At 66.6% G+C, this 15,635-nt stretch carries 6 protein-coding genes; all 6 read left to right on the top strand.

The features are described 5' to 3' along the window. Window positions 1–80 precede the first annotated feature (80 nt). The 6 genes from HLH45_RS00615 to gspG all read left to right on the top strand — a co-directional run bounded on the left by HLH45_RS00615 (window position 81) and on the right by gspG (window position 15,635). On the top strand, window positions 81–1,964 hold the full coding sequence (locus HLH45_RS00615) for a S8 family peptidase (protein ID WP_033478556.1): 1,884 nt from the start codon (window positions 81–83) through the stop codon (window positions 1,962–1,964). A 538-nt stretch (window positions 1,965–2,502) separates the two neighbouring features. Then, the gene (locus HLH45_RS00610) at window positions 2,503–9,576 is read left to right on the top strand and encodes an ESPR-type extended signal peptide-containing protein (protein ID WP_046933289.1); all 7,074 of its coding nucleotides are present in this window, start codon (window positions 2,503–2,505) and stop codon (window positions 9,574–9,576) included. Window positions 9,577–9,799: 223 nt separating this feature from the next. Further along, window positions 9,800–11,683, top strand: a complete 1,884-nt coding sequence (locus HLH45_RS00605) for a diffusible signal factor-regulated S8 family serine peptidase (RefSeq protein ID WP_008576211.1) — start codon at window positions 9,800–9,802, stop codon at window positions 11,681–11,683. A 129-nt stretch (window positions 11,684–11,812) separates the two neighbouring features. Further along, window positions 11,813–13,540: a type II secretion system ATPase GspE gene (gspE, locus tag HLH45_RS00600; protein ID WP_014091052.1), complete on the top strand. Its 1,728-nt coding sequence runs from the start codon at window positions 11,813–11,815 to the stop codon at window positions 13,538–13,540. Between the two features lie 175 nt (window positions 13,541–13,715). Continuing rightward, complete coding sequence (gene xpsF, locus HLH45_RS00595; protein WP_003490504.1) at window positions 13,716–14,933, top strand: type II secretion system protein XpsF; 1,218 nt, start codon at window positions 13,716–13,718, stop codon at window positions 14,931–14,933. 270 nt (window positions 14,934–15,203) lie between these two features. Beyond that, entirely contained in the window at window positions 15,204–15,635 is a 432-nt protein-coding gene (gene gspG / locus HLH45_RS00590) for a type II secretion system major pseudopilin GspG (protein ID WP_003490502.1), read from the top strand.

Genomic DNA, 15,635 nt, shown 5'->3' with positions numbered 1-15,635 from the left:
CATGCATTCCCGCCGCCCGTTGCCGGGCGGCGCGCTTTCTTCGTCATGCCCTTTCGCACTCACCTCGAAGGAATCCCATCGTGATCCAGAGTTCTTCTACGCAGGTCCTTGTGCTTGCCTGCTGTGTCCTGGCGGCGTCGTGCAGTACAGCGTTGGCCGCCAACGCCGATGCCAACGCCGATGCGGCAGCAGCCAGTGCCCAACGCCAACAGGCCATGGCCAATGCGCCGGTTGACAGAATCATCGTCCGCTACCGCAGCGGGCAGGTCGGTACCGCGCGCGATATCGGCCGCAGTGCCTCGGCGGCAGTCAGTGCGGCCGCCTCGCGCGCATCCGTCCGTCTTGCGCCTGCCGCACGCACCAGTGCCACCGCAGCGCCAACCTATCTGCGCACGCTTGCCGCGGGCGGCGAACTGATCAAATTGCCCGCCCAGCTCAGTCGTGCCGATGCCGACCGGCTTGTGCAGGAATTGAGCGCAGACCCGGCGGTCGAATCGGCGCAGGTAGATCTGCGCATGTATCCGCTGCAAACCAGCGGCGCATTGCCGAACGATCCGCTGCTGCAAACCAATCAATGGCATCTCATCGACCCGGTGGGTGGCATCGACGTCGCCCAAGCCTGGAAAACAACGCAGGGCGAAGGCGTGGTGGTGGCGGTACTGGATACCGGCGTCCTGCCCGATCATCCGGACCTGGCCGGCAATCTGCTCACCGGCTACGACTTCATCACCGACCCGTTCTTCTCGCGTCGCGCCACGGCCGAGCGTGTGCCCGGCGCACTGGACCTCGGCGATTGGATCGCCGAAGACGGCGACTGCGGGCTGTTCTCGGTGGCCAGCGACAGCAGCTGGCACGGCACGCACGTGGCCGGCACGGTTGCCGAAGCCACCAACAACGGCATTGGCGGGGCAGGCGTCGCCTACAGGGCGAAAGTGCTGCCGGTGCGCGTGCTCGGGCACTGCGGCGGGCGACTCTCCGACATCTCCGATGCCATCGTCTGGGCGTCCGGCGGTCACGTCGATGGCGTACCGGACAACCGCGATCCGGCCGAAGTGATCAACCTGAGCCTGGGCGGTGGCGGCGCATGCGGTTCGGCAATGCAGGCCGCGATCGATGGCGCAGTGGCGCGCGGCACCACCGTGGTGGTGGCGGCGGGTAATTCAACGGCCGATGTATCGACGACGACTCCCGCCAACTGCGCCAATGTGATTGCCGTTGCCGCCACACGCGCAACCGGTGCGCTTGCCGATTACAGCAATTTCGGCCGTCAGATCGACCTGGCCGGCCCGGGCGGCAGCTCGATGTCCTTCATCACCAACGATGGCCCGGTCCGCAGTTTTGTTTGGCAAACCCTCTACACCGGCAAAACCACACCAACCTCCGGGCAGTTCACCTATGGCGGCACGCGTTACGCCGGCACCTCGATGGCGTCGCCGCATGTGGCCGGCACCGCCGCATTGGTGCAGAGCGCATTGATCGCCGACGGCAAACCGCCGTTGTCGCCGGCCGCAATGGAGAGCCTGCTCAAGCGCACTGCGCGCGCATTCCCGGTGTCGATTCCGGTGGCAACGCCGGCCGGGGCCGGCATCGTGGATGCCGGAGCCGCAGTTGCGCGCGCGTTACGTCGCTGCGATAGGGGCGATGTGGGGTGTCAGGTGGATGCGCAGCCTCTGCGTAATGGCGTGGTCCAAAGCGGCATCTCCAATCTGTCGGGCGATGCGGGGGTGTTCACGTTCCAAGCGCAGGCGGGTGCGGTGCTGAGTTTCATCAGCTTCGGTGGCAGCGGCCAGGCGGGGTTGTACGTGGCATTCGGGCGCGAGCCCACCGCCACCGACAACGACGGCGCGTCCACGCGTCGCGGCACCAGCCAGACGGTGCGCTTCACTGCGCCGCGTGCCGGCACCTACATCCTCAAGCTGGAAGGCAGCGGTTTCGACGCGGTGAGCCTGCTGGCGCGCCAATGATCCGACACGTCGCCATCGGTTCGGCGAAATCGTCATTTCCTTGGCGGTGAACGCCTGAAACACGGCCACCTCGCGCGCCGATCGACCGCGCATGCTGGCTGTGGGGCATGTTGGCCGCAGATCTGACCGGCCACCCCTGCATTTTGCGCAACCAAGCCCGCTGGCGTCCTGCCAGCGGGTTTTTTTGTCTTTTCCAGTTCCGCCTATTCAGCCCTGAAATGTCTCGAAGGACATGATCTAGGTCGCTGTTTTCCAAAGATTTATCAAAAATCTAATAAAAGCAAGCCGAAGTGTGATCAATCGCGCACTTCTCTTCGCTTTCTGTCAAAAACTTGACGCCCGAAATGACGGCTGTTAACACTCCGCTCAGTTCTATGGTTGGGTAGCGTTCACTTTTTGACTATCCAGGAAGCAGGCGCGAGCCGCTCCGCCGCAAGGCCCATGGCGCGAATCACTGCGGTCACTGCAGGCTGGAACGCCTTCTGCCGCCGGGTGTTCGCCACAAAAACCAGTCCAACAACTCAGGAGTCGTGCGTCGATGAATCGGATTTATCGCAAGGTCTGGAACAAATCGCTTGGCGTGTGGGCCGTAGCCTCGGAATTGGCCAGCGGCGACAGCCCCGGAGCGGTGGCCTCAGCCGCATTCATCGATCGTCGCCAGAGCCTGGCACTGGCCGCCGCCATCGCCCTTGCGCTGGGTGGCGCCGGATTGGCCACGCCGCTTCCTGCCAATGCGCAATCGGTCGAAGTGGGCCGCGGCGCCGCGGCGCCGGCCAGCAAGGCCACCGCCATCGGCGCCAATAGCCATGCCAACGCCACCGGTGCCGTGGCCACCGGCGCCGACAGCAGCGCCAGTGGCGTCAATAGCAGCGCGATCGGTCGCCAGACCAATGCGATCGGCGAAAACGCCGTGGCCATCGGTTACAACAGTTTCGTGCGCCAGAGCGGCGAAAACGGCGTGGCGCTCGGCGCCAATGCCGGCGTGACCGGCGCAAATTCGGTGGCGCTGGGCGCAGGCTCGCGCACCCACGAAGACGACGTGGTGTCGGTGGGCAGCGGCAATGGCCGCGGTGGCCCGGCCACGCGCCGCATCACCAACGTCACTGCCGGCGTCAATGCCACCGATGCGGTCAACGTGGCGCAATTGCGCGACGTGGCCGATGTGGCCGAAGACACCGCGCTGTTCTTCAAGGCCTCTCCGGGCGAAGACAGCGTGGGCGCGTATGTCGACGGCGACAGCGCCCTGGCTGCCGGCGACGGCGCCAATGCCGTCGGCACGGCGACCACGGCACTGGGAACCGGTGCCAATGCGGTAGCCAACAACGCCACTGCGGTGGGCGCAAACGCGCTGGCCTCCGGGCAGAACAGCGCAGCATTCGGTCACAACGCACAGGCCAATGGTCCGGCGAGCGTGGCGGTGGGCGGCGCTGCCGTGGACGAAGACGGCGAGCCGTTGGTCACCAACGGCGGCGTGCCGGTTACCACCGGCGCCACCAGTGCCGGCGTCGGCGGAACCGCAGTCGGCGCCAGCGCCAATGCCGATGGTTTCGCCGCCTCGTCGTTCGGCGTCGGTGCCTATGCGGCCGGTACGCAGTCTTCCGCGTTCGGTGCGGTGGCCAATGCGGCAGGCGATTACGCCACCGCCGTGGGCACGCAGACCAGCGCCAGCGGCACCAGCAGCACCGCGGTCGGTGGTCCGGTCGATTACATCCCGGGTCTGGGCTTCTTCGTGCAGACCCAGGCCAGCGGCGAAGCCTCCACCGCGCTCGGCGCCGGTGCGATCGCATCAGGCGCCTACACCACGGCAGTGGGCACGCTCAGCGAAGCCTCCGGCACCGAAGCCACCGCCGTGGGCTACTTCGCGTATGCACCGGGCGAAGGCGCAACTGCCGTGGGTCCGGAATCGTGGGCCAGCGGCGAACTGAGCACGGCGCTGGGCTATTACAGCACTGCCCGCGGCGCCAATTCGGTGGCGTTGGGCGCCAACTCGGTCGCCACGCGCGCCAATACCGTGTCGGTGGGTGCCGATGGCGCAGAGCGCCAGATCACCCATGTGGCGGCAGGTACCGAGGGCACCGATGCGGTGAATCTCGATCAGCTCACTGCGGTGTCCGATGTTGCGTCCACCACTGCGCGCTCCTTCGTCGCAACCGGCGATGGCGTTGCGATCGCACAAGGCACCGACAGCGTCGCTGCCGGTTCCAACGCATTGGCCGACAGCGACTACAGCACCGCGCTGGGTTCCAGCAGCGTGGCATCTGCGCAGGGTGCAACTGCCGTTGGCAGTGGCGCCAATGCCACCACCGACAACGCCACGGCAGTCGGCTTCAACAGCACTGCGGTGGCACAGAACACCACGGCGCTTGGCGGCAACAGCAGCGCCTCGGGCGATGCCAGCACCGCAGTGGGCGGCGCGAGCCAGGCCACCGCCAGCGGCGCGACGGCGCTGGGTTACGAGAGCATCGCCAATGGCGCGGACGCCACGGCACTGGGTGTGGGTAGCGTGGCATTCGGCGACACCAGTACCGCCGTGGGTGGTGCAAGCGTGGCCTTCGGTGCCGACAGCGCTGCTTTCGGCGCCAATGCCGCGGCCGGCGGCACTGCATCCACGGCGATCGGCGCAAACAGCAGCGCCTTCGGCGAGCGCACCGTTGCGCTGGGCGGCGCCAGCAACGCGTCGGGCGATGACAGCATTGCGCTCGGTGCGAACAGTCAGGCCTCTGCGCTGGGCACCACGGCCGTCGGCAGCAATGCCAACGCCAGCATCGCCAATGCCACTGCGGTCGGTTTCAACAGCAGTGCCGGCGATGACTACGCCACCGCACTCGGCGGCGACAGCAACGCATCGGGATATTTCAGCACCGCCGTGGGCGGCACCAGCATCGCCAATGGGCGCGGTGCAACGGCGATCGGCTACGAAACTATCGGCAATGGAACTGCATCGACCGCGCTGGGTTTTGCCAGTGTGGCGTGGGGTGACGGTGGTACCGCCATCGGTACCGAAAGTCTCGCCTACGGTGACAACAGCACGGCAGTGGGCGCGAATGCGGCTGCGGCCGATACCGGCTCGATTGCGGTGGGCACCTACGCAAATGCATATGGTCCGCGTGCCATTTCGCTCGGCGGCCAATCCAGGGCGACCGGCGATGAGAGCATTGCGCTGGGTTGGGAAGCGCAGGCTGAAGGCGACCAGGGCATTGCGCTCGGCGCGCGCAGCCAAGCCGGTGAGATGAGCACGGCCATTGGTAACTACGCCAGCGCCAGTGCCTCTTCTGCCACGGCAGTGGGGAACAACAGCAGTGCTGTTGCTAACAACGCTACCGCGCTGGGTATCGTCAGCATGGCGTCGGGGGATTCCAGTACGGCCATCGGCGGTTTCAGTGTCGCCAATGAGCGTGATGCAACGGCGATCGGCCAGGCAAGTATCAGCAGCGGTGTCGCATCGTCAGCGCTGGGCTCCGCCAGTGTTGCGCGGGGTTTTAACAGCACCGCAATCGGTACCGAAAGTTTGGCCGATGGTTACTACAGTACAGCGCTGGGCGCGAGTGCGCGGGCGAACAACTATTCGTCAACCGCCTTGGGCACTTACGCAAACGCGGTGGGGACAAGCACCACTTCGCTTGGCAGCCAGTCCTTTGCGCTTGGTACCGAGAGTGTCGCGCTGGGCTGGCAATCCAATGCTTCGGGCGAGCAGAGCATTAGTCTCGGCAGCGGTGCGTATACACCTGCCGACAACAGCGTTGCGCTGGGTGCAGGTTCGCTCGCCGATCGCGCCAACACGGTGTCGGTTGGCACAGTCGGCAGCGAGCGGCAGATTGCCAATGTTGCGGCCGGCACCGAGGGCACCGATGCGGTGAACCTGGATCAGCTCAACGCCGTGGCTGGCGCCGCTGAAAACACCGCGCGCCTGTACGCCGGCACCGGCACCGGCACCGCCGATGCGCAGGGCGAAGACGCGACCGCCGCCGGCTCCAATGCCACGGCCGACGGCGATTACAGCAGTGCGTTCGGGTCCAGCAGCCAGGCCACCGCCATCGGTGCGGTGGCCATCGGCAGCGGCGCCAGCGCCACTGCGCAATACGCCAATGCGGCCGGTTACAACGCAGCGGCCAGCGGCTTTGGCAGCGTGTCCAATGGCGCCTTCAGCCAGGCCAGCGGCGACTATGCCGTGGCCGTGGGTGGCGAAAGCGAAGCGGCCGGTGCGCAGAGCACCGCACTCGGCGCCGCCGCCGGTGCGTATGGCGATGGCGCGCTGGCGGTCGGTGCACTGAGCGAAGCGCAGGGCAGCGAATCCACCGCGATGGGCTATTTCGCCAGCGCAAGCGGCGAATCGGCCACTGCCGTCGGCGCGGAGAGCGTTGCCAACGGCACCAGCGCGGCGGCGTTCGGCTTCGGTGCCGAGGCGACGTCCAACTACTCCACCGCCTTGGGCGGGTATTCCAGCGCCAGCGGTTTCAACAGCACCGCGCTGGGTAATTTCAGCACTGCCAGCGGCTCCAATACCGTCGCCGTGGGCGGCGATGCGGCCGCCACGGGTGCCTACAGTGTTGCCGCCGGCCAGGGCAGTGTGGCCAGCGGCTACCACAGCGTGTCGGTCGGCGGCGCCTTGCTCGGTCTGTTGTCGACCGAAGCCTCCGGCGATTACTCCACTGCCGTCGGTGGCGCGGCGTGGGCGCCGGGTCTCAACAGCACGGCGCTGGGTAATTTTGCCGAGTCCACCGGCGAAAGCAGCGTGGCGCTCGGCGCCGATTCGGTGGCCGATCGCGACTTCGCGGTGTCGGTGGGCAGTGCCGGCAACGAGCGCCAGATCACCAACGTGGCGGCCGGCACGCAGGGCACCGACGCCGTGAATCTGGACCAGCTCAACGCCGTTGCCGAAGCCGGCGCAGCCACGAGCAAATACTTCCAGGCCAGCGGCAGCGCCAATAGCGATGCAGGTGCCTACGTCGAGGGCGATAACGCGCTGGCGGCAGGCGAGGGTGCCAATGCCACCGGTACCGGCACCACCGCATTGGGTGCGGGCGCGCAGGCCGTGGTGGAGAACGCCACGGCCGTGGGCGTAGGCGCATTGGCTGGCGGCACCGGCGCGGCAGCGCTGGGCAGCAATGCCCAGGCGCTGGGCGAAAACAGCAGCGCGGTCGGCAGCAACGCGTTGGCCAGCGATATCGGCGCCACGGCAAATGGTGCAGGCGCGCAGGCGATTTCGACCTACACCACAGCGCTGGGCAGCGAAGCGGTGGCGTCCGACAATCAGGCCATCGCTGCGGGTTTCCGCAGTACCGCATCCAATGTCGGTAGCGCCGCCTTCGGTGGTTACAGCGAATCGACCGGCCGCCTGTCGTCGGCACTGGGCTATGGCGCGGTCGCGTCGAGCGATTACAGCACCGCCGTCGGCGCCGTTGCGTTGGCCTCCGGTGCCAGCGCCGTCGCCGTCGGCGAATTCAGCGAAGCCACCGGCGACGAGAGCGTGGCCGTGGGCGGCAGCACGTTCTTCGGGTTCATCCCGGCACGTGCCTCCGGCACGGGCGCAGCGGCATTCGGTGCCGGTGCCTGGGCCACCGCGGACTACACCACCGCCATCGGCTGGAATTCCTATGCCGACGGCGTCAATGCCAGCGCCTTGGGCCAGAGCGCGGCGGCGCTTGCAGACAACACCCTGGCATTGGGCGGCGGCAGCCGCGCCGATGCGGTCGGCGCCAGTGCGGTTGGCGTGGATGCGTCGGCGACCGGCATCAACAGCACCGGCGTCGGTCGTCAGGTGAATGCCATCGGCGAAAATGCAGTCTCGGTGGGCTACAACTCGTTCGTGCGCCAAAGCGCGGTCAACGGCGTGGCACTGGGTGCCAATGCGGGTGCGACCGGTGCCGATTCGGTGGCACTGGGGTCTGGCTCGCGCACCTACGAAGCCGACACGGTGTCGATCGGTAGCGGCAATGGCCGCGGTGGTCCGGCCACGCGCCGCATCGTCAACGTCAGCGCCGGCCAGGCGGCCACCGACGCGGTCAACAAGGGGCAACTGGATGCGCTGGCGGCCGATGTGCAGACCACCAGCGGCATGCTCAAGACCACCGGCGACGGCGTGGCCTCGGCCACTGGCGATCGCGCCACGGCGGCAGGTGCCGGCGCCACCGCCAGTGGCGCACGCAGCGTGGCGGTTGCCTCCGGCAGCCGTGCCTCGGCCACCGGTGCCAGCGCAATGGGTGTGGACAGCAGCGCCAGCGGCGTGAACAGCACCGCGATGGGCCGGCAGACCAATTCCGTCGGCGAAAACGGCGTTGCGCTGGGCTACAACGCCTTCGTCCGCGAAAGCGGCAGCAATGCCGTGGCACTGGGCGCGAATGCTGGCGCCAGCGGTGCCGATTCGGTGGCTCTGGGCTCGGGCTCGCGCACCTACGATGCCAATACGGTGTCGGTGGGCAGCGGCAATGGCCGCGGCGGCCCGGCCACGCGCCGTATCGTCAATGTGGGTGCGGGCACGATTGCCAGTGCCAGCACCGATGCAATCAATGGCGGCCAGTTGTTCCAGTCGTTGAGCAATGCGGCCAGCTTCCTCGGCGGCGGTGCGGCGATCGGTGCGCAAGGCGTATTTGTTGCGCCGACCTACGTGATCCAGGGGGCCAGCTACAACAACGTCGGTGCGGCACTGACGGCGTTGGACAGCAAGGTCAGCGAGCTGGATGCACGCAGTGGCAGCACGCCGACCAGCACCGCCGCACGCACCGCATCGCTGCGCACCGCAACGGTACCGGCAGTGGCGGCGACTGCGGTCAGCGATATGTCCAGCAATGTCGCCAGCACTGCGGGCAATGCAACGGCCGCGGTGCAGGGCACGCCCACCGCCGCAATGGACGGCAGCATCACGCCGGCGGCCACGTCCACGGCAGTGGGCACGGCAGCAGTGGCCAACCACGTCACCGGCACGGCCATTGGCGGCAGCGCGTATGCGCATGGCCCCAACGACACCGCCATCGGCAGCAATGCCCGCGTCAATGCCGACGGCAGTACGGCGGTGGGTGCCAATACGCAGATCGCGGCGGTGGCGACCAATGCCGTGGCGATGGGCGAAGGCGCGCAGGTGACGGCCGCGTCGGGCACGGCGATCGGCCAGGGCGCCCGTGCCACGGCACAAGGCGCCGTCGCACTGGGCCAGGGCTCGGTTGCCGACCGTGCCGACACGGTGTCGGTGGGCAGCGTGGGCGGCGAGCGTCAGGTGGCCAATGTGGCGGCCGGTACGCGTGCCACCGATGCGGTCAACAAGGGCCAGCTGGACAGCGGCGTTGCCGCCGCCAACAGCTACACCGACAGCCGCTACAACGCGATGGCCGACAGCTTCGAAAGCTACCAGGGCGATATCGAAGACCGCCTGCGCCGGCAGAACCGTCGCCTGGATCGCCAGGGCGCGATGAGCTCGGCGATGTTGAACATGTCCGCCAGCGTGGCCGGTATCGCCTCGCAGAACCGCATCGGTGCCGGTGTCGGTTTCCAGAACGGCGAGTCGGCGTTGTCGGTGGGCTACCAGCGTGCGATCAGCCCGCGCGCCACCCTCACCGTGGGCGGCGCACTCAGCGGCGATGACAGCTCGATCGGCGTGGGTGCCGGTTTCGGCTGGTAAGGCGTTCTCGCATCAAGCGCGGCGGCGCCAGGTGCGCCGTCGCGATCTGCAAGGCCTGAGGGGGCGGGCAAGGACCGTGGCTGGGCCGGCCAACGGATTCGCATGGAGTGATGGCCGTACCAGGGGTGGCCGACAAGGACGCAGCGCACCGCACCGCGGCTACGCAGCGATTGCGCCGGCTGCGCCAAGCCTGATTCACGAAAAATACGAAGAGGACTTCACCGTGATCGACAAGAATTTCCGTCTCAACCCGCTGACCGGCGCCATCCTGATGATGGCCCTCGGTGCCTCTGGCACGCTCGCTGCCGCCCCCAAACTGCTGGTCAAGGAACCGACCCAGGCAGCCCCGGCCGGCGCAGCGTTCGGTAGCCGGTTGATCGTGCGCTACAAGGACAATACCGCCGCTGCAACCGATCGCAGCAGCAAGCTGAGCGCCGTGCAGGCCGCGGTGGGCCGCGTTGGCGCCAGTACCGGCGCGCGCAGCAGCGCTGCCGCCGCCAAGGCGACGTATGTGCGCAAGCTGGGCATCGGCTCGGACCTGATCAAGCTGTCCAGCACGCTGACCGCCGCGCAGGTGGATAAAGTGGTGGTCGAGCTCAAGAACGACCCATCCGTGGCCGACGTGCAGATCGACCGCATGCTGCGCCCGATCGATATCAGCAAAAGCCTGCCTGCCACCGACGTGAGCCCGCAGCTGGTTCCCAACGACCCGTTCTACGCCCAGTACCAGTGGCACCTGAGCAACCCCAACGGCGGCATCAACGCACCGGGCGCCTGGGATCTGTCGCAGGGCGCAGGCGTGGTGGTGGCGGTGCTGGATACCGGCATCCTGCCGGATCACCCCGATTTTGCCGGCAATCTCCTGCAGGGCTACGACTTCATCACCGACGCCGAAGTCTCGCGTCGTCCCACCGATGCGCGCGTGCCGGGCGCACTCGATTACGGCGACTGGGAAGAGGCCGACAACGTCTGCTACGCGGGCTCGCAGGCGCAGGAAAGTTCCTGGCACGGCACCCACGTTTCGGGCACCGTGGCCGAGGCGACCAATAACGGGGTGGGCATGGCGGGCGTCGCGCCGAAGGCGACCATCCTGCCGGTGCGCGTGCTCGGCCGTTGCGGCGGCTACACCTCCGACATCGCCGATGCGATCGTGTGGGCCTCCGGCGGCAGCGTCGACGGCGTGCCGGCCAACACCAATCCGGCCGAAGTGATCAACATGAGCCTCGGGGGCGGCGAGCCCTGCGATTCGGCCACCCAGCTGGCGATCAATGGCGCGGTGTCGCGCGGCACCACCGTGGTGGTCGCGGCCGGCAACAGCAGCGAAGATGCGGCCAACCATTCGCCGGCCAGCTGCAACAACACCATCACCGTTGGCGCCACGCGCATCACCGGTGGCATCGCCTACTACTCCAACTACGGCAGCAAGGTCGACCTCTCTGGTCCGGGCGGCGGCGGTAGCGTGGACGGCAATCCGGGCGGTTACGTCTGGCAGGCCGGGTACACCGGTGCGACCACGCCGACCTCCGGTAGCTATACCTATATGGGTCTAGGCGGCACCTCGATGGCCTCGCCGCACGTGGCCGGCGTCGTGGCGCTGGTGCAGAGCGCAGCCATCGGTCTGGGCGATGGCCCGCTGACCCCGGCTGCGGTCGAAGCCCTGCTCAAGCAGACCAGCCGCCCCTTCCCGGTGACTCCGCCGGCCAGCACCCCGATCGGCAGCGGTATCGTCGACGCCAAGGCCGCGCTGGAAGCGGTGCTGGAGGAGCCGTGCGACCCGGCCACCGAGAGCTGCGCGCCGAGCGCCATTGCGCTCACCAACAAGGCGCCTGTTGCTGGATTGAGCGGTACCGCCGGCAGCTCCACGCTGTACAGCTTCGAGGCCAAGGCCGGCGCCGTGCTCAGCTTCATGACCTACGGCGGCACCGGCGATGTGTCGATGTACGTCAGCTTCGAGGCCGAGCCCAGCGCCACAAGCTACGACGCCAAGTCGACCCGTCCGGGCAACAGCGAAACCGTGCGTTTCACTGCCCCCAAGGCCGGCACCTACTACATCAAGTTGGTCGGCGCGGCGAGCTACGCGAAGCTGACGCTCGTTGCACGACAGTAAGTAGCGAAATAGTGTGACCGATGCCCCCGGCCAATCGCCGGGGGCATTGTTTTTCAGGGCGTTTCAAATGCGTGCGGTTGATCGTCGCGGCAAACTGCTACAGTCGGCGCCGGACCAGTGGAGACGAGTGTGAACGCGGTTGCCGTCGATCCAATCGAGCATCGAAGTGCGGAGACGCGCATCGTCGATGCGCTGCTTGAACGCCGTCGTCTGAAAGACACCGATCTGCTGCGCGCGCGCCAATTGCAGGCCGAATCCGGCATGGGCCTGCTCGCCTTGCTCGGCCGTTTGGGTCTGGTGTCCGAACGCGATCATGCAGAAACCTGCGCTGACGTGCTTGGCTTGCCGTTGGTGGACGCACGCCAGCTCGGCGACACGCCGCCGGAAATGCTGCCGGAAGTGCAGGGGTTGTCGCTGCGCTTTCTCAAGCAATTTCATCTGTGCCCGGTCGGCGAACGCGATGGCCGGCTGGAACTGTGGATCGCCGATCCTTACGACGATTACGCCATTGATGCGGTGCGTCTTGCCACCGGCTGCACGTTGCTGTTGCAGGTGGGCCTGCGTTCGGAAATCGATGACCTGATCGAGCGCTGGTACGGCCAGGGCCGCAGTGCGATGGGCACCATCGTGGAAACCGCCGATGGCGATGCCAACAGCAGCGACGACATCGAAGCGCTGCGCGATCTGGCCTCCGAAGCGCCGGTGATCCGGCTGGTGAACCTGGTGATCCAGCACGCGGTGGAACTGCGTGCCTCCGACATCCATATCGAACCGTTCGAAAGCCGGCTCAAGGTGCGTTACCGCGTGGACGGCGTGCTGGTGGAAGGTGAAAGCCCACCGGCCAAGCTCACTGCTGCAGTCATCAGCCGCATCAAGATCATGGCCAAGCTCAACATCGCCGAGCGCCGCCTGCCGCAGGACGGCCGCATCATGCTGCGCGTGCAGGGCAAGGAGCTGGACCTGCGCGTCAGTACCGTGCCAACTGCGCATGGCGAAAGCGTGGTGATGCGCCTGCTGGATCGCGAAACGGTGGTGTTCGACTTCTACAAGCTGGGCTTTACCGAAGACTTCTTGCCGCAGTTCCGCAAGGTGCTGGAGCAACCGCACGGCATCATGCTGGTCACCGGCCCCACCGGCTCGGGCAAGACCACCACGCTGTACACCGCGCTGAGCCAGCTCAACACCTCGGATGTGAAAATCATCACTGTCGAAGACCCGGTGGAATACCAGATCGAAGGCATCAACCAGATCCAGGCCAAGCCGCAGATCGGGCTGGATTTCGCCAACGCATTGCGCAGCATCGTGCGTCAGGATCCGGACATCATCATGATCGGCGAAATGCGCGACCTGGAAACCGCACGCATCGCGATCCAGTCCGCGCTCACCGGCCACCTGGTGCTGTCCACGCTGCATACCAACAACGCGGCCGGCGGCATCACCCGTCTGCTCGACATGGGCGTGGAGGATTATCTGCTCACCTCCACCATCAACGGCATCCTGGCGCAGCGCCTGGTGCGCAAACTCGACCTGGCCAACGCCGAGCGCTACGCCGCCTCGCCGGAAGAAATCGCCAGGTTCGACCTGCGTCGCCTGCAACCGGAGGGCGAGATCTTCCTGTATCGCCCGCGACCCTCGGCCACCGCGCCCACCGGTTATCTGGGCCGCACCACCATCGTCGAATTCCTGGTGATGAACGACGAATTGCGCCGTGCGGTGATGCGCCGTGCCGGCATGGGCGAAATCGAACAACTCGCCCGCCAGGCCGGCATGCGCACCATGTACGAAGATGGGCTGTCCAAGGCCCTGCGCGGCGAAACCACCATCGAAGAAGTCCTGCGCGTCACGGAGGATGCGTGATCGGTAAGGCGGCAGAAACACGCCTGGCAGGCACCGGACCAACGAACCGCCAGCACAGCCACCCGCCGGCTCTGCTGTGCGTGCACAGCGATGCGTGCGCGATGTCGCCAATACGCAGCGACGTGCTTTTCCCGAATCCCGATTCCCGATTCCACAATCCCGGCCTCCCAGCCTGATGCCCCTCTACCGTTACAAGGCCCTGGACGCCCACGGCGAAATGCTCGACGGCCAGATGGAAGCGGCCAGCGATGCCGAGGTGGCGTTGCGTCTGCAGGAACAGGGCCATCTGCCGGTGGAAACGCGCCTGGCCACCGGCGAAAACGATTCGCCGTCGCTGCGCATGCTGCTGCGCAAAAAGCCGTTCGACAATGCGGCGCTGGTGCAATTCACCCAGCAACTGGCCACGTTGATCGGCGCGGGGCAACCGCTGGACCGTGCGCTGTCGATTCTGATGGATCTGCCCGAAGACGAAAAAAGCCGGCGGGTGATCGGCGATGTGCGCGATACCGTGCGCGGCGGTGCGCCGTTGTCGTCCGCACTCGAGCGCCAGCACGGGCTGTTTTCCAAGCTGTACATCAACATGGTGCGCGCCGGCGAAGCTGGCGGCAGCATGCAGGACACGCTGCAGCGGCTGGCCGATTATCTGGAGCGCAGCCGTGCGCTCAGGGGCAAGGTGATCAACGCGCTGATCTACCCGGCCATCCTGCTGGCGGTGGTGGGCTGTGCGTTGCTGTTCCTGCTCGGTTACGTGGTGCCGCAATTTGCGCAGATGTACGAAAGCCTGGATGTGGCACTGCCATGGTTTACCCAGGCGGTGTTGAGCGTGGGCCTGCTGGTGCGCGACTGGTGGATCGTGCTGATCGTCGTGCCGGGCGTGCTGGGGCTGTGGCTGGATCGCAAGCGTCGCAATGCCGCGTTCCGTGCATCGCTGGACCAATGGCTGCTGCGCCAGAAGGTGGTCGGCAGCCTGATTGCCCGGCTGGAAACCGCACGCCTGACGCGCACCCTGGGCACCCTGCTGCGCAATGGCGTGCCGTTGCTGGCGGCGATCGGCATCGCGCGCAACGTCATGTCCAATCTGGCATTGGTGGAGGATGTTGCCAATGCGGCCGACGACGTCAAGAACGGCCATGGCCTGTCGATGTCGCTGGCACGCGGCAAGCGCTTTCCGCGGCTGGCGCTGCAGATGATCCAGGTGGGCGAAGAATCCGGCGCGCTGGACACGATGCTGCTCAAGACCGCCGACACCTTCGAGCTGGAAACCGCGCAGGCCATCGACCGCGCACTGGCCGCGCTGGTGCCGTTCATCACGCTGGTGCTGGCCTCGGTGGTGGGGCTTGTCATCATTTCGGTCCTGGTCCCGCTGTATGACCTCACCAATGCAATCGGCTGAGAGCGGAGCTCTGCGCAACGGTGCAGTCTTCACCCGAGCACAGCCGCTGCTCGGAATCGGCATGGCGCGCTCGTACACTGCACATCCCGCGCGTGTGCCGCGTCCAACGGCCAAGCGCGCGCAATGCCCTGTCAGCCACGCGCTTGACCGGGCAGCGTATTCACCACAACGTTCCGGTGACCGCACGACACCCATGCGGGAACCTTTGCAATGCCCGCCGTGTCATGTGTTGGCGGCAGCATCCTTCATCGACGTGCAAGGAAATCGTTCATGATCAAGCGTTCCATCACCCGCAGTCCGTCGCGCGCAGGCCAGGCCGGTATGAGCTTGCTGGAAATCATCATCGTCATCGTGCTGATCGGTGCGGTGCTCACGCTGGTCGGCAGCCGCGTGCTGGGCGGTGCCGATCGCGGCAAGGCCAATCTGGCCAAGTCGCAGATCCAGACGCTGGCCGGCAAGATCGAGAATTTCCAGCTCGACACCGGCAAGCTGCCGAGCAAACTCGATGACCTGGTCACCCAGCCCGGCGACAGCAGCGGTTGGCTGGGCCCGTACGCCAAGCCGGCCGAACTCAACGACCCATGGGGCCACGCCATCGAATACCGCGCGCCCGGCGACGGTCAGCCGTTCGATCTGATCAGCCTGGGCAAGGACGGCAAGCCCGGTGGCAGCAGTTACGACGCGGACATCAAGTACCAATAA

Source organism: Xanthomonas euvesicatoria (assembly GCF_013112235.1).
Classification (GTDB): domain Bacteria; phylum Pseudomonadota; class Gammaproteobacteria; order Xanthomonadales; family Xanthomonadaceae; genus Xanthomonas; species Xanthomonas euvesicatoria.
This window is presented reverse-complemented; position numbering and strand designations above follow the sequence as displayed.